The sequence below is a fragment of the Sphingomonas floccifaciens genome, assembly GCF_042681125.1.
Lineage (GTDB): Bacteria > Pseudomonadota > Alphaproteobacteria > Sphingomonadales > Sphingomonadaceae > Sphingomonas > Sphingomonas floccifaciens.
In genome coordinates this window covers 319,224-333,415 of the sequence record NZ_JBHUFC010000003.1, presented here as the reverse complement: position 1 = coordinate 333,415, position 14,192 = coordinate 319,224, and the positions used below count along the sequence as shown (strand labels likewise).

The window sequence follows — 14,192 nt, the reverse complement described above, 5'->3', positions numbered from 1 at the left end:
GCTGAGCTTGTCGAAGCACCGTTCTTTGAGCCGCAAGCGATGCGCGGGTGTATCGCAGAACGGTGCTTCGACAAGCTCAGCACGAACGGGGAGAGAGGGCCGTTTGCCCCATGGACCACCGTGCCACCGCGCAGGCGGGAGCCCAGGGTTACCGGGGACTCCGCCTGCGCCGGAGCGCAGGTCAGCCCGCGGCCAGCAACCGCTCGTAGATCGCCAGCTGATCCTCGGAAAACAGCGCGAACGTCACGCATGCCAGCCGCGCATTCTCCGCCAGCGCAACGCGCGTCTCGCGAACCGCGATCTCCGCCGCGGGCTCGGCGGGATAGCCATAGATGCCCGTGCTGATCGCCGGAACCGCCAGCGTCTGGAAACCTTCGCGCGCCGCGATGGCGAAGCAGCTTCGGTAACAGTCCGCCAGCACCTGCGCCTCGCCGCGTCCGCCGCCGTTCCAGATCGGTCCGACCGTATGGATCACATACCCCGCAGGCAGTCGATAACCGCGCGACAGCTTCGCCTCTCCCGGCTCGCATCCGCCGAGCGTCCGCGTTTCTGCAACCAGTTCCGGCCCCGCCGCACGGTGGATCGCGCCATCGACACCGCCACCACCCAGTAGCGACGTGTTCGCCGCATTGACGATCGCATCGACCGCCAGGGTCGTGATGTCCGCCCGGATCGCGCGGAGGCGGGTCACTCCGGCGCCTCGGCCAGGATCGCATCGGCTTCGGTCCTGACCCCGCCCGACCGCCGCCCGATCGCGGAGGTCGCCGCGACGTCCATCATCACATTGCCCAGCGTCCGCATGATGTCGGGGAAGGTCTCGACCGCGACCAACAGCGCCAGCGGGCCGATCGGCAGGCCCATCGCCAGCGCGATCGGTGCGATCGACGACACGAAGCTGATCGTGCCAGGCAAAGACACCGCGCCCATCGTCGTTACCGCCGCCGCGGCGATGCCGATCGCGATCTGGCCCGCGGTCAGCTCCACGCCGAAGATATGCGCGACATAGAGCGCGACTGCGAGGTTCATCGCCGGCCCGGTGAAGCGGAAGATCGCGACCGCCAGCGGCAGCACCACGCCCGATGTCGCGACCGGCAGGCCCAGCTTCTCGCTCGCCCGCAGCATCGCCGGCAGCGACGCGAGCGACGATTGCGTCGACACCGCGACCGCGGCGGGCTGTGTCATCGCGCGCAGATAGGTGCCGAGCCCCAGCCGCCCGCCGATGATCGCGACCGGAAAGGCGAGCAACGTGACGCCTGCACCACAGGCGGTAACGGTCAGGACATAGTGAATCAGCGCCCCGAACGCCGCCGTCCCCGCCTTCGCCCCCACAGCGAACGCCAGCGCGAACACGCCGACCGGCGCCAGCCACAACACCCAGCCGATGACGATCAGCATCGCATCCGCCACCGCCTGGAACACGCCCGTCAGCAGTCGCCGCGGCTCGTCGGGCAAACGGGTGACCGCGAAGGCGAAGGCGACGGTGAAGACGATCAGCGGCAGGAAGGCGTCGTTGGCAGCCGCCGCCAGCGGGTTGGTCGGCACCATCGCGACCAGGAATTCGCTGAACGGCGGTACCTGTCCGACTTCGCTCGCGCTCGCGACCGCGCCCTTCAAGGCGGCGGCGGCATTGGGACCGAGCGGGAAAAAATGCGTGATCGTGAAGAAGATCGCCGCCGACAGCGCCGACGACGTCCACAGCAAAGCGATGAACACGACCAGCGCGCGCGTCGCGAGCCGGCTGGCCTTGGCGGCTTCCGCGGTCGCGGCGATGCCGGTGACGAGCAGGCCGACGACCAAGGGCACGATCGTCATCTGCAATCCGTGGAGCCAGATCGTCCCGACCGGTTCGGCGATGGCGACGCCGACCGCGTCGGCCGACGGCGCGATCCGCGCGAGCAGAATTCCGAGGACGAGTCCTCCGACCAGCGCGACCAGGATGCGGGTTGCTTGCGACATTGCTCGATTCTCCGTGGGCGCCGCGCTATGTCGACCCGATCAATGGACGACAAGGTTGCGGAAAACGCTACGATGGCAAGGAAATATTTCGGCACCGACGGCATTCGCGGCCTGACCAACGCCGACAAGATGACGGCCGAGATGGCGATGAAGGTCGGCATGGCGGCAGGCAAGCATTTCCTGCGCGGCGATCACCGCCACCGCGTCGTCATCGGCAAGGATACGCGGCTGAGCGGCTATATGCTTGAATCGGCGCTGGTCGCGGGGTTCACCAGCGTCGGCATGGACGTGGTGCTGCTCGGCCCGATGCCGACGCCCGCGGTCGCGATGCTGACCGCATCGATGCGCGCCGACATGGGCGTGATGCTGTCAGCCAGCCACAATCCGTTCTTCGACAACGGCATCAAGCTGTTCGGCCCGGACGGCTACAAGCTGAGCGATGCCGACGAAGCCGCGATCGAGGAGGGCATCGACGGTCATGTCGATCTGGCTCCGGCTGCCGACATCGGCCGCGCGCGCCGCGTCGACGATGCCAAGGGCCGCTACATCCACTTCGCCAAGACCACCTTTCCGCACGACCTGACGCTCGATGGCCTCAAGATCGTCGTCGATTGCGCGAACGGCGCAGCCTATCAGGTCGCGCCGGCCGCCCTTTGGGAACTGGGAGCCGACGTGATCGCGATCGGCGTGACGCCCAACGGCCGCAACATCAACGACCAGGTCGGATCGACCGCCCCGCTGACGCTGCGCGAGACGGTAGTGGCGAGCGGCGCGCATATCGGCATCGCGTTGGACGGCGACGCCGACCGACTGATCGTGGTCGACGAAACCGGTCAGATCGTCGATGGCGACCAGTTGATGGCGACGATCGCCAGCGGCTGGGCGCGCCAGGGCCGGCTGCGCGGCGGCGGGTTGGTCGCGACGGTCATGTCGAACCTGGGCCTCGAACGCCACCTGGCCGCGCAGGGGCTCGGCCTCGTCCGCACCGCTGTCGGCGATCGCTATGTCCTCGAGAAGATGCGCGCATCGGGCTATAATGTCGGCGGCGAACAGTCGGGGCACATCATCCTCAGCGACTATGCGACCACCGGCGACGGCCTGGTCGCCGCGCTTCAGGTGCTGGCCGAAGTCGTCCGTGCCGGCGCTCCCGCAAGCGAAGTCCTCCGCCGCTTCGAACCCCTGCCGCAGCTCCTCAAGAACGTCCGCTTCTCGGGCGGCCAGCCCCTGGAGAATGCGACGGTCAAATCGGTGATCGCTTCGGCCGAAGCCGAACTTACCGGCAAGGGCCGGTTGCTGATCCGCAAATCGGGCACCGAGCCGCTGATCCGCGTGATGGCAGAAGGCGAGGATGAGAAGCAGGTCGAGACGGTGGTCGATCGTATCGTGGAGGCGGTAAAGGCAGCAGCGTAGAAGACGCCTGACTTTGCCGAGGCAAAGTCAGGACTCGACACGCTCGGCCAGCGGGACGGCACCGCCGCCCCGTCTGACGAGCGTATCGCCCTCTCCCACCACGCCTTCCCCCGCACGGCCGTTGCGCCTACATCCCCGCCCATGCTGGACATGCGCCCTGACTGCGAACGCTGCGGCGTCGACCTGCCCGCGGATGAAGCGGGTGCGTTCATCTGCTCGCTCGAATGTACCTTCTGCGCCGAATGCGCCGATGCGCTCGACGAGCGTTGCCCGAACTGCGGCGGCGAGCTGCTCGACCGGCCGGCGCGGGTCAGCAAGACGCTGACGGCGTATCCGGCTTCGACCGAGCGGCGGCATCGCGGATGACGATTCCGCGCGTCCTGATCGTCGCCGGCTCCGATTCGGGCGGTGGCGCCGGCATCCAGGCCGATATCAAGACGGTGACGATGCTCGGCGGCCATGCGATGACCGCGATCACCGCGCTGACCGCGCAGAATACGCTGGGCGTGCAGGGCGTGATGCCGGTGTCCGCGGCGTTCGTGGTGCAGCAGATGCGGGCCTGCATCGATGATATCGGCGTGGACGCGGTCAAGATCGGAATGATCGGATCGGCGGAGGTCGCGCACGCCGTCGCCGACGTGCTGGAGGGGCTGGATACGCCGGTCGTGTTCGATCCCGTGATGATCGCGACATCAGGCGCGGTGCTGGCCGACGCGGACACGATCGCGGCCTTCACCCGGCTGATGCGACAGGCGACGGTGGTAACGCCGAACCTGCCCGAACTGGAGGCGCTGGGCGGCGAAGCGGCGGTGCTCGCGCATGGCCCGGCGTTGCTGGTGAAGGGCGGGCACGCGGACGGCGCGGAGGTCGTCGACCGGCTCCTTGACCGGGGGAATGAAACACGCTGGTCGCATCCACGGCTCGAAACCCGGCATACGCACGGAACCGGTTGCACGCTCGCCAGTGGCATCGCGGCCGGTCTGGCCGGAGGACTGGCGCTGTCGGTCGCTATCGATCGTGCGATCGACTTCGTCCAGGTGGCGCTCAGGGCCGCACCGGCCCTCGGCCACGGGCACGGGCCGATGGGTCACGCGCTTGGAACGACGCCATTCTATCCGATCCTGGCGGCAAGGGATCGTACGGGTTTCGACGTGAAGGCGTTTGAAGCGCGATGGTCGTGACATGCCCGGACTGAAGCACGAAAAGCTCTGCCTCGCCCCCGTCGTCGGCGTCGACGAGGCGGGTCGCGGTCCGCTCGCCGGACCGGTGGTCGCCGCGGCGGTGATCCTGCCAACGAAGGGGATTCCGCGCGGGATCGACGATTCGAAGAAACTGTCGGCGAAGGAACGCGATCGGCTCGCGCTGCGACTGCGCGATTGCGCCACCTTCGGCATCGGCATCGTCGAACCGGCAGAGATCGACACGCTCAATATCTACTGGGCGACTATGAAGGCGATGACATTGGCGGTCGAGGCGCTGGGGGTCGCGCCCGGCCATGTGCTGGTCGACGGCAACCGTTCGCCGCGCTGGGGCTATGCCTGTACCCCGATCGTCGGCGGCGATGCGATCAGCCTGTCGATCGCCGCGGCCTCAATCCTCGCCAAGACGACACGCGACGCGATCATGATCGCCGCGGCGGACACCTACCCGGCGTATAACTGGCATTCGAACAAGGGCTATGGCTGCGCCCGGCATCTGGCGGCGTTGCGCGAACACGGGCCGACGCCGCTCCACCGCCGCTCGTTCGCACCGGTGGCGCAGGCGGAATTGCCGCTCTGACGCTGCCCGCTCAACGGTTCGTCGCAAAACCCGGCTATTCCATATCCGGTGAGTCTTTCCAGACACACCACTAGGGGTTGTGGATAACTTGCCCACAGGACTCAAAATGCGGGCAGGGTCCAAATTTGTTCCGCTCCGTTAACGACTTGGTCATCCTTAGCGTTAACCAATGTTCGCTTGACGGAGTCCCTGTGCTCCGACGAATTGCGCGTCCAACAACGCCGGGGGGCCGATTCAAATGGGTGTTATCGAGAAGCTGTCCGGTGCGCCGGCGCTGGCGCAGGAAGCGCCGCTCGACCTCGCGCTTGATCGCATCCTGAAGGGTGACTGCATTGAGGTGATGCGCGCGCTGCCGGCCGCCTCCGTCGACCTGATCTTTGCCGATCCGCCGTACAACCTCCAGCTCGGCGGCGACCTCAATCGCCCGGACGGCAGCCATGTCGATGCCGTAACCGACGAGTGGGACAAGTTCGAAACGCTCGGCCATTACGACCGCTTCACCCGCGCCTGGCTGACCGAGGCGCGCCGCATTCTGAAGCCGAACGGCGCGATCTGGGTGATCGGCAGCTATCACAACATCTTCAAGGTCGGCGCCGCGATCCAGGATCTGGGCTATTGGATCCTGAACGACATCGTGTGGCGCAAGGCCAACCCGATGCCTAACTTCAAGGGCACGCGTTTCACCAACGCGCATGAGACACTGATCTGGGCGTCGATGGGCGAGAAGTCGCGCTACACCTTCAACTACCGCAGCATGAAGACGCTCAACGACGAGCTTCAGATGCGCTCGGATTGGGAATTCCCGATCTGCGGCGGGCAGGAGCGTCTGAAGAAGGACGGGGTGAAGGTTCACCCGACCCAGAAGCCCGAGGCGCTGATCTACCGCATCCTGCTGGCCTGTTCGAAGCCGGGGGACGTCATCCTCGATCCGTTCTTCGGCACCGGCACGACCGGTGCGGTCGCCAAGCGGCTGGGGCGGCACTGGATCGGCATCGAGCGCGAGGATTCGTACATCGCCGCCGCCGAGGAGCGGATCGCCGCCGCCCTGCCGCTCGACGAATCGGCGCTGACCACGATGCAGAGCCCCAAGGCCGCGCCGAAGGTCGCGTTCGGGACGCTGGTCGAAACCGGCTATCTCAAGCCGGGCGCGGTCTTGACCGACGCCAAGCGTCGCTGGCGGGCGACCGTGCGCGCGGACGGATCGCTGCTGAGCGATTGCGGACAGGCGGGATCGATCCACAAGCTCGGCTCGACGCTGCAGGGCGCGCCGGCGTGCAATGGGTGGACCTTCTGGCAGCATGAGGCCGAGGGCAAATTGCAGCCGATCGACACGATCCGTCAGACCTATCTGCTGGCGACGCAGCCGTAGTTTTGTTCAACTCCCTCCACCGTTCGGGCTGAGCGTGTCGAAGCCCTGCCCTTTCTTCGACTGAAGAAGTACAGCACTTCGACAAGCTCAGTGCGGACGGGGTCGGCGTGATGATTGATTTGCAGACGATTCCCGCCGACGCCCGGCTGTACCTCCGGCCCGAGGCCTTCGTCGACACGCCCGTCGGCCGCGACGGCACCGTCGCCCGGCTGGCTGGCGGCCTCCTTTGGTTCGCCGCCTACGAACTGATCGCCATCGTCGGCACCGCCCGCGTCGCGCAGGCGAGCGTCCCGGTCGCCGCCCTGCCCGCGGTCATCGCCAACTTGGCCGCACCTCAGGCCGAGCGCCTCCGCACTCTCGCCGCGCGCATCTCGGCCCCGCGCGCGCCGATCGTGCTGCCGGGGCGCACCATCCGGCTCGACCAGCCGCAGGTGATGGGCATCCTGAACCGCACACCGGACAGCTTCTCGGACGGCGGCGCCAACGCCGATGACACAGCCGCCGCGCAGGCCGGGTTCGACATGGCGGCGGCGGGTGCGGCGATCATCGACGTCGGGGGCGAATCGACCCGTCCGGGCGCGGCGACGGTGTGGGAGGGTGACGAGATCGCCCGCGTGCGGCCAGTCATCGAACGCCTCGCCGCCTCGGGCACCGCCATCTCGATCGACACGCGCAAGGCCGGCGTGATGGAAGCCGCCCTCGCCGCCGGGGCCGGCATCGTCAACGACGTGGCTGCCCTCGCGTGGGACGATCGCGCGGTCGCCGTGTGCGTGGCGGCCGGCTGTCCGGTCGTGCTGATGCACACGCCCGACCCCGCCGCCGGTCCGCACGCGCGGCCGAGCTATGCCGACGTGCTGGTCGAAGTGTACGACTGGCTGGAGGCGCGGGTGGCGGCAGTGGTCGCCGCGGGCGTCGACCGGACGAAGATCCTGGTCGACCCCGGCATCGGCTTCGCCAAATCGCTGGCCGACAATCTCGCGCTGTTGAACGGGATGGCGATGTTCCACGGATTGGGCTGCGGCATCGTCCTGGGCGCGAGCCGCAAGCGGCTGATCGGCGCGCTGTCGAACGAGGCGCCGGTCGACGAACGGCTGGGCGGCAGCGTCGCGCTAGCGCTCCACGGCGCGGATCGCGGGGCGCAGATCCTGCGCGTCCACGACGTCGCCGAGACGGTTCAGGCGCTACGGGTCTGGCGCGGGTTGAAGGACGCCGGGCTTACGTCGCGGCGGGACTGACCGCCGCCGCCGCCATCGGCCGCGCGGTCGCGATGCCGAAGAGCACGACGCCGAGCACGCCGCAGATCAGCGCCACCGTGGCCAGCGTCCGGCGATTGCCCGCGAGAAAGCCCGGCACGCCCGCCCCGACCATCAGAATGCCGCCGACCAGCCAGCGCGAATCCCCGGTGGCCTTGAACGCCGCGATCCCGAACAACCCCGCCGCCAATGCCAGCGCCAGTTGCGCATTCCTCAAGCGCGGCGGCGCGGAGGGCGAGAAACGGTAGGCGGCGACACCGACGAAGGCGATGGCCGCGAGCAACGCGATGGTGGACAGCATGGACCCTCCCCCGGATCGTTAGGTTTCAACCCTTCGTCAGGCATCGATCATAGCGTATAACCGCCGTCGCTGACCAGCACCGTGCCGGTCATCAGTGCGGCCGCATCGGACAGCAGAAATCCGATCTGCGTGGCGATCTCTTCGGCCTTCGCATAGCGGCCGAGCGGCGTCGCCATTGCGGCCAGCTCTGCGAAGGCGGCGTCGCGACCGATCTCGGCGGCGCGGTCGGCGAACATCGGCACCGCGTCCCACACCGGCGTCTCGACGCCCGCGGGCGCGATCGCGTTGACGCGGATGCCTGCGCGCGCACCTTCCTTGGCGGCGACACGGACGAGCTGGATCAGCCCCGCCTTCGATGCGGCATAGGCGGCGATGCCCGGCTCGGCCTTGATCCCCGCCGCCGAAGCGACCGCGACGATCGCGCCGCCCCGCGGCCCCATCGCACGCATCGCGGCGCGGATCGTCAGGAATGCGCCGTCGAGGTTGACCGACAGGATGCGGCGCCACTCGACAAAATCGAGCGTGGCGATCGGACCGGCCCCCGCCACGCCGGCGTTGACGACGGCAGCGTCGAGGTTTGCGAGGGCGTCGCCGGCCGATGCCCAGAAGCCTTCGTCGGCGACGTCGCCGGCCAGTCGGTCGACGGCGCACGGCAGGTCGATCGCGGCGAGCGCGTCGGCGTCGCGGTCGACGAGGATCAGACGTTTGGCATCGTTGGCGGCGAGATGCTGCGCGGTGGCGAGGCCGATACCCGAGGCGGCGCCGGTGACGAGGATGGTACGGTTGGTGAAGTCGGTCATGCCGCTACCCTACCCCGTTCGTGCTGGGCTTGTCGAAGCACCGTTCTTTGATCCGCTAGCGACGCCCCTGCGGCACGAAGTACGGTGCTTCGACAAGCTCAGCACGAACGGGAGTGGGGCGACGAAGTCGGCTCAGGCAGCCGACTGATCAATTCCCAACTCGCCAAGCTTGCGATAGAGCGTCGACCGCCCGATCCCCAGGCGCCGCGCGACTTCGGTCATGCGGCCGCGATAATGGCCGATCGCCAGGCGGATCACGTCCGCCTCGATCTCCTCCAGCGCGCGCAGATTGCCGTCGGCGCGGAACAGCGTGACGCCGCTCGCCCCGTGCAGGCTGCCGCCGGATGCCGGCGTCGTGCGCGCGCCGGCCAGCGTCGCGATCTGCGGAAAGTCGGCCTTGGTCAGCGCGTCGCCGTCGCACAGGACAGCGGCGCGGAACAACGCGTTCTGAAGCTGGCGGACGTTGCCCGGCCAGTCATACTGTACCAGCAACGACAGCGCGTCGTCGGTGATGCCCAGCGGACGCAGGCCCGGCTGAGTCGCGATGCGACCGAGGAGGTGACGTGCCAGCGGAGCGACGTCGTCGGGACGGTCGCGCAGCGGCGGGATCGTCACCTGCACGACGTTAAGGCGGTAATAGAGGTCCTCGCGGAAGCGACCCGCGGCGACCTCGTCGGCCAAGGTCTTGTTGGTCGCCGCGACGACGCGGACGTCGACTTCGCGCGGGTGGCGCGCGCCGATCGCCTGGACTTCGCCCGACTGGAGCACGCGCAGCAGCTTGACCTGCGCCTCTAACGGCATCTCGCCGATCTCGTCGAGGAAGATGGTGCCGCCGTCGGCGTCCTGGAACCGGCCGATCTTGCGCTCGAACGCGCCGGTGAAGGCGCCCTTTTCGTGTCCGAACAGCTCGCTTTCGACCAGATTGGCGGGGATCGCGCCGCAATTGACGCGGACCATCGGCTTCTTCGCGCGTGGGGAGGCGGCGTGGATCGCGTCGGCGACGACTTCCTTGCCGACGCCGCTTTCGCCCTCGATCAGCACCGGCACGCGTGCGCGGGCCGATTTGGCGGCGATGGCGAGTGCAGCGCGGAACTGCGGCGCCGCGCCGACGATATCCTCGAACGCCAGCTCCGCCGGCAGCTTTTCGCTGAGCGGGCGCAACTCACCCGTTCCGCCCCCGCCGACCGCGGCATCGAGCGCGGCGAGCATCCGCTCCGGCCCCAGCGGTTTGACCAGGAAATCAGTGGCGCCGGCGCGCATCGCATCGACCGCGGCGGCGACCGAGTTGTTCGCCGTCAGCATCAGGATCGGCAGTGCCGGACGCCGCGCGCGAAGCTCGGCGATCAGACCGGCGGTATCAGCCTCCGGCGACCAGCTGTCGAGCAGCACCGCATCCAGCGCCATGCCGTCCGGCGTGCCCAGTTGCGCGATCGCCACGTCAGCGTCGCCGGCGAAGATCGTCCGCCATCCGCGACGCCCCGCGATCGCCGCGATCAGGCGGCGCTGCGCGGGTTCGTCGTCGATCAGCATCAGCAGGCGCTGGCCGTTGCGCGTCATTCGGTTGTCCCCGTCGTCCCTGTTCGGGGCACAGCGATAGTACGCGATCGGTAAAGACGGGCTTAAGTGCGATCGCGGCCAGCACTTGAGGCGCCTGCCATCGCTGGCTAAGGGTGGTGCAGTTGCGACGGAAGAGGGACTGAAAATGGCCGAACACGGCGACATGAAGGCGCATGTATCGACCTATAACGGGGTGATGAAGTTCCTGTATTGGGGCGCGATCGCCTGTTTCATCGTTGCCGCCGGGGTCGTCTGGCTGATCGCAAACTGACGCAAAGGGCCGGGGCATGAGAATCGCGGTCCTGCGGGAAACGGCACCGGGCGAACGGCGCGTCGCGGCGACGCCGGAGACGGTGAAGAAGTTCATCTCGTTAGGTGCCGCGATGGCGGTCGAACGCGGGGCCGGCAATACCGCCTCGATCGCCGACGATGCCTATGCCGCGGCAGGCGCCACGATCGGATCGCGTGCGGAGGTGCTGGCGGACGCCGACATCGTGCTGGGCGTCGCCGGACCCGATCCGGCGAGCCTGGACGGCATCAAGTCAGGCGCCTGGCTGGCGGCGGGCCTCAACCCGTTCGGCGAGCGCGCGCGAGTCGACGCCTATGCCGCGCTCGGTATCGAGGCGCTGGCGATGGAGTTCATGCCGCGCATCACGCGCGCGCAGTCGATGGACATATTGTCCTCGCAGTCGAACCTGTCGGGATACAAGGCGGTGCTCGACGCCGCGGGCGAATATGGCCGCGCCTTCCCGATGATGATGACCGCCGCCGGTACGGTCAGCGCCGCAAAGGTGTTCGTGATGGGCGTCGGGGTCGCCGGGCTCCAGGCGATCGCCACCGCGCGGCGGCTGGGCGCGCAGGTGTCCGCCACTGACGTACGATCGGCGACGAAGGAACAGATCCTGTCGCTCGGCGCCAAGCCGATCTTCGTCGAGAATGTCGCCGGCATCGAGGGCGAAGGCTCGGGCGGCTATGCGACCGAGATGTCCGACGAATATAAGGCCGCGCAGGCCGCGCTCGTCTCGTCGCACATCGCCAAGCAGGACATCGTCATCACGACCGCGCTGATCCCCGGCCGCCCGGCGCCGCGGCTGATCAGCGACGCACAGATCGCGACGATGCGCCCCGGCAGCGTGATCGTCGACCTGGCGGTCGAAGCCGGCGGCAATGTCGAAGGCGCGGTCGCAGGCGAAGTCGTCGAGCGACACGGCGTGAAGATCGTCGGCCACCGCAACGTGCCCTCGCGCCTGGCGGCGGACACCAGCGCATTGTTCAGCCGCAACCTGTTCAACTTCCTGTCGGCGTTCTGGGACAAGGAGGCGGGGAAGCCGGTTCTGGACGCGGAAATCGGCGACGCGGTGCGGTTGACGCAGGGCGGCAAGGTCGTGAACCCGCGGTTGCTGTCCCAATGATCCTCCCCGGCACGGGGAGGGGGACCGGCGAAGCCGGTGGAGGGGGCGCGCCACGCATACTTCGGCCAGAAGTATCGATCGCCCGTCGTCTGCGCCGCGACATGACGCTGCCGGAAGTTCAACTGTGGCAGCAGCTTCGCGGCTCGCCACAAGGTGTTAGCTTTCGGCGCCAACATCCAATTGGCCCATATGTCGTCGACTTCTTTTGCCCGAAGGCCTCGCTGGTCATCGAGATCGACGGTATCTCGCGTGACATGGCTAATCGGCCTGCGCGCGACGCGCTTCGTGACGCATTCCTGGCCGATAACGGGTATCGCGTCCTCCGCATCGCAGCGGCGCGTATTCTCGCCGACCCGACAGGCACCGCAGAGGCGATCGTCTCGCGTGCCGCCCGCCCCCTCCACCAGCCTGCGGCTGGTCCCCCTCCCCGTGTCGGGGAGGATTGAAGGAAAGCTCATGGACTTCATCGCGATCCTCTCGATCTTCGTCCTCGCCTGTTTCGTCGGCTATTATGTCGTGTGGTCGGTGACGCCGGCGCTGCACACGCCGCTGATGGCGGTGACCAACGCGATCTCGTCGGTCATCATCGTCGGCGCGCTGATCGCCGCCGCCGCGGCTGGAAGCGCGTCGTCGAAGTGGCTGGGGCTGCTCGGCGTCGTGCTTGCCAGCATCAATATCTTCGGCGGCTTTGCGGTGACCAGCCGGATGCTGGCGATGTACAAGAAGAAGGACCGGCCGGCGCCGGCCAAGCACTGACGCGCGAGCAGTCCACGACAGGTTTTGGGGGTAGGATGGAACACGTAACAGCCGGCAGTTCGTTCGCTGCCCTTGCCTATCTCGTCGCCGGGGTGTGCTTCATTCTCGCGCTGCGCGGGCTGTCGTCGCCGACATCGAGCCAGCGCGGCAACCGCTTCGGCATGATCGGCATGACGATCGCGGTGGTGACGACTTTGGTCACGCATGTGCCGGTCGACCAGTTGCTGGTGACCGAGAGCACGCCCGCGTTCGACTACACCGCCATACTACAGCGCGTCGATTATCTGACCGTTCTCGAACTGCTCGCTGCGATCGGCATCGGCGCGGTCATTGGCCTGGTCACCGCGCGCCGCATCGCCATGACCGCGATGCCGCAGCTGGTCGCCGCTTTCCACAGCCTCGTCGGTCTCGCCGCGGTCCTCGTCGCCGCCGCCGCCTTCCTGAACCCGATGGCGTTTGGCATCGCCCAGCTGGTCGTTCCGATGATCGGCGAGCCCTTCGCCTACATCGCCCCCGTCAGCCGGGTCGAGATGGGCCTGGGCGTCGCGATCGGTGCGATCACCTTTTCCGGTTCGGTCATCGCCTTCCTGAAATTGAACGGTAACATGGGCGGCGCGCCGATCCTGCTGCCGGGCCGCCATCTCATCAATCTGGGAACGCTCGCCGCGATCCTGCTGCTGGTCGTCCATTTCACGCAGGACCAGAGCCCGTGGGTGTTCTGGACGATCACCGCGCTCAGCTTCGTCATCGGCTTCCTGCTGATCATCCCGATCGGCGGCGCGGACATGCCGGTCGTGGTCAGCATGCTAAACAGCTATTCGGGCTGGGCGGCGGCGGCGATGGGCTTCACGCTGCACAACTCGGCGATGATCATCACCGGCGCGCTGGTCGGATCCTCGGGCGCGATCCTCAGCTACATCATGTGCCGCGCGATGAACCGCAGCTTCATCAGCGTCATCGCCGGCGGCTTCGGCGCGGAGAGCGGCGGCGGCGGTGCGGGCGCGGCCAAGACCGACCGGCCGTGGAAGCGCGGGTCGGCCGAAGACGCCGCCTTCCTGATGCAACAGGCCGAACAGGTCATCATCGTTCCCGGCTACGGCATGGCGGTCGCGCAGGCGCAGCATGTGCTGCGTGAAATGGCCGACAAGCTGAAGGAACATGGCGTCCGCGTGAAATACGCGATCCACCCGGTCGCGGGGCGCATGCCCGGCCATATGAACGTGCTGCTGGCCGAAGCGAACGTGCCCTATGACGAGGTGTTCGAGCTGGAGGACATCAACTCCGAATTCGCGCAGACCGACGTCGCCTTCGTCATCGGCGCGAACGACGTGACCAATCCGGCGGCGAAGACCGACAAGACCTCCCCCATCTACGGCATGCCGGTGCTCGACGTGGAGAAGGCCAAGACCGTGCTGTTCGTGAAGCGCAGCATGGGCGGGGTGGGCTATGCCGGCGTCGATAACGACGTGTTCTACATGGACAACACGATGATGCTGCTGGCCGATGCGAAGAAGATGGTGGAGGAGATTGTGAAGTCCCTCGATTAACATCGGTTACGAAGATATTCCCTCCGGAACGGATGCATCTGCGCGGTCCGGA

Annotated in this window: 16 protein-coding genes; 11 read left to right on the top strand and 5 right to left on the bottom strand. The window is 67.6% G+C overall.

What is annotated here, in order from left to right:
- Nucleotides 1-181 precede the first annotated feature (181 nt).
- A complete protein-coding gene (locus tag ACFSC3_RS08645) occupies nt 182-691 on the bottom strand; it encodes an O-acetyl-ADP-ribose deacetylase (RefSeq protein ID WP_380940003.1) in 510 nt (169 codons plus the stop codon).
- Nucleotides 688-1,956, bottom strand: a complete 1,269-nt coding sequence (locus ACFSC3_RS08640) for a dicarboxylate/amino acid:cation symporter (protein WP_380940002.1) — start codon at nt 1,954-1,956, stop codon at nt 688-690. The genes ACFSC3_RS08645 and ACFSC3_RS08640 overlap by 4 nt, the downstream gene beginning before the upstream one ends.
- 72 nt (nt 1,957-2,028) lie before the next feature.
- Here ACFSC3_RS08640 and glmM point away from each other — a divergent pair, with 72 nt between their 5' ends.
- From glmM to folP, 6 genes are all read left to right on the top strand, one after another.
- Nucleotides 2,029-3,366, top strand: a complete 1,338-nt coding sequence (gene glmM / locus ACFSC3_RS08635) for a phosphoglucosamine mutase (protein ID WP_380940895.1) — start codon at nt 2,029-2,031, stop codon at nt 3,364-3,366.
- Between the two features lie 141 nt (nt 3,367-3,507).
- Complete coding sequence (locus ACFSC3_RS08630; RefSeq protein ID WP_380940001.1) at nt 3,508-3,732, top strand: DUF1272 domain-containing protein; 225 nt, start codon at nt 3,508-3,510, stop codon at nt 3,730-3,732.
- Nucleotides 3,729-4,547, top strand: a complete 819-nt coding sequence (gene thiD, locus ACFSC3_RS08625) for a bifunctional hydroxymethylpyrimidine kinase/phosphomethylpyrimidine kinase (protein WP_380940000.1) — start codon at nt 3,729-3,731, stop codon at nt 4,545-4,547. The genes ACFSC3_RS08630 and thiD overlap by 4 nt, the downstream gene beginning before the upstream one ends.
- 1 nt (nt 4,548) lies before the next feature.
- Nucleotides 4,549-5,145 (top strand): ribonuclease HII, encoded by a 597-nt coding sequence (locus tag ACFSC3_RS08620; RefSeq protein ID WP_380939999.1) that lies wholly within the window; start codon nt 4,549-4,551, stop codon nt 5,143-5,145.
- A 238-nt stretch (nt 5,146-5,383) separates the two neighbouring features.
- Nucleotides 5,384-6,514: a site-specific DNA-methyltransferase gene (locus tag ACFSC3_RS08615; RefSeq protein ID WP_380939998.1), complete on the top strand. Its 1,131-nt coding sequence runs from the start codon at nt 5,384-5,386 to the stop codon at nt 6,512-6,514.
- Nucleotides 6,515-6,624: 110 nt separating this feature from the next.
- Nucleotides 6,625-7,749 (top strand): dihydropteroate synthase, encoded by a 1,125-nt coding sequence (folP, locus tag ACFSC3_RS08610; RefSeq protein ID WP_380940894.1) that lies wholly within the window; start codon nt 6,625-6,627, stop codon nt 7,747-7,749.
- On the opposite strand, the gene ACFSC3_RS08605 is transcribed toward folP, so the two are convergent.
- The 3 genes from ACFSC3_RS08605 to ACFSC3_RS08595 form a co-directional block, all read right to left on the bottom strand.
- On the bottom strand, nt 7,730-8,068 hold the full coding sequence (locus tag ACFSC3_RS08605; protein WP_380939997.1) for a hypothetical protein: 339 nt from the start codon (nt 8,066-8,068) through the stop codon (nt 7,730-7,732). The genes folP and ACFSC3_RS08605 overlap by 20 nt on opposite strands.
- Nucleotides 8,069-8,115: 47 nt before the next feature.
- Nucleotides 8,116-8,868 (bottom strand): SDR family NAD(P)-dependent oxidoreductase, encoded by a 753-nt coding sequence (locus tag ACFSC3_RS08600; RefSeq protein ID WP_380939996.1) that lies wholly within the window; start codon nt 8,866-8,868, stop codon nt 8,116-8,118.
- Between the two features lie 132 nt (nt 8,869-9,000).
- On the bottom strand, nt 9,001-10,425 hold the full coding sequence (locus ACFSC3_RS08595; protein WP_380939995.1) for a sigma-54-dependent transcriptional regulator: 1,425 nt from the start codon (nt 10,423-10,425) through the stop codon (nt 9,001-9,003).
- 145 nt (nt 10,426-10,570) lie between these two features.
- Between ACFSC3_RS08595 and ACFSC3_RS08590 the strand changes: the two genes are divergently transcribed.
- Genes ACFSC3_RS08590 through ACFSC3_RS08570 form a run of 5 tightly spaced genes read left to right on the top strand, consistent with a single transcriptional unit; the run spans nt 10,571 to nt 14,140 of the window.
- The gene (locus tag ACFSC3_RS08590) at nt 10,571-10,696 is read left to right on the top strand and encodes an aa3-type cytochrome c oxidase subunit IV (protein WP_380939994.1); all 126 of its coding nucleotides are present in this window, start codon (nt 10,571-10,573) and stop codon (nt 10,694-10,696) included.
- Nucleotides 10,697-10,712: 16 nt separating this feature from the next.
- The gene (locus tag ACFSC3_RS08585; protein WP_380939993.1) at nt 10,713-11,837 is read left to right on the top strand and encodes an NAD(P) transhydrogenase subunit alpha; all 1,125 of its coding nucleotides are present in this window, start codon (nt 10,713-10,715) and stop codon (nt 11,835-11,837) included.
- A complete protein-coding gene (locus tag ACFSC3_RS08580; protein WP_380939992.1) occupies nt 11,834-12,283 on the top strand; it encodes an endonuclease domain-containing protein in 450 nt (149 codons plus the stop codon). The genes ACFSC3_RS08585 and ACFSC3_RS08580 overlap by 4 nt, the downstream gene beginning before the upstream one ends.
- 10 nt (nt 12,284-12,293) lie before the next feature.
- Nucleotides 12,294-12,593, top strand: coding sequence for an NAD(P) transhydrogenase subunit alpha part 2 (locus ACFSC3_RS08575; RefSeq protein WP_380939991.1), 300 nt, complete (start codon nt 12,294-12,296; stop codon nt 12,591-12,593).
- A gap of 35 nt (nt 12,594-12,628) precedes the next feature.
- Nucleotides 12,629-14,140, top strand: a complete 1,512-nt coding sequence (locus tag ACFSC3_RS08570) for an NAD(P)(+) transhydrogenase (Re/Si-specific) subunit beta (RefSeq protein WP_380939990.1) — start codon at nt 12,629-12,631, stop codon at nt 14,138-14,140.
- Nucleotides 14,141-14,192: the final 52 nt, after the last annotated feature.

Coding starts and splice junctions, on each gene's coding strand:
- folP (WP_380940894.1), top strand. CDS start 6,625: ATGATTGATTTGCAGACGATTCCCGCCGACGCCCGGCTGTACCTCCGG.
- ACFSC3_RS08605 (WP_380939997.1), bottom strand. CDS start 8,068: ATGCTGTCCACCATCGCGTTGCTCGCGGCCATCGCCTTCGTCGGTGTC.
- ACFSC3_RS08620 (WP_380939999.1), top strand. CDS start 4,549: ATGCCCGGACTGAAGCACGAAAAGCTCTGCCTCGCCCCCGTCGTCGGC.
- ACFSC3_RS08570 (WP_380939990.1), top strand. CDS start 12,629: ATGGAACACGTAACAGCCGGCAGTTCGTTCGCTGCCCTTGCCTATCTC.
- ACFSC3_RS08615 (WP_380939998.1), top strand. CDS start 5,384: ATGGGTGTTATCGAGAAGCTGTCCGGTGCGCCGGCGCTGGCGCAGGAA.
- ACFSC3_RS08575 (WP_380939991.1), top strand. CDS start 12,294: ATGGACTTCATCGCGATCCTCTCGATCTTCGTCCTCGCCTGTTTCGTC.
- ACFSC3_RS08580 (WP_380939992.1), top strand. CDS start 11,834: ATGATCCTCCCCGGCACGGGGAGGGGGACCGGCGAAGCCGGTGGAGGG.
- ACFSC3_RS08630 (WP_380940001.1), top strand. CDS start 3,508: ATGCTGGACATGCGCCCTGACTGCGAACGCTGCGGCGTCGACCTGCCC.
- ACFSC3_RS08595 (WP_380939995.1), bottom strand. CDS start 10,425: ATGACGCGCAACGGCCAGCGCCTGCTGATGCTGATCGACGACGAACCC.
- ACFSC3_RS08585 (WP_380939993.1), top strand. CDS start 10,713: ATGAGAATCGCGGTCCTGCGGGAAACGGCACCGGGCGAACGGCGCGTC.
- ACFSC3_RS08590 (WP_380939994.1), top strand. CDS start 10,571: ATGGCCGAACACGGCGACATGAAGGCGCATGTATCGACCTATAACGGG.
- thiD (WP_380940000.1), top strand. CDS start 3,729: ATGACGATTCCGCGCGTCCTGATCGTCGCCGGCTCCGATTCGGGCGGT.
- ACFSC3_RS08600 (WP_380939996.1), bottom strand. CDS start 8,868: ATGACCGACTTCACCAACCGTACCATCCTCGTCACCGGCGCCGCCTCG.
- ACFSC3_RS08640 (WP_380940002.1), bottom strand. CDS start 1,956: ATGTCGCAAGCAACCCGCATCCTGGTCGCGCTGGTCGGAGGACTCGTC.
- glmM (WP_380940895.1), top strand. CDS start 2,029: ATGGCAAGGAAATATTTCGGCACCGACGGCATTCGCGGCCTGACCAAC.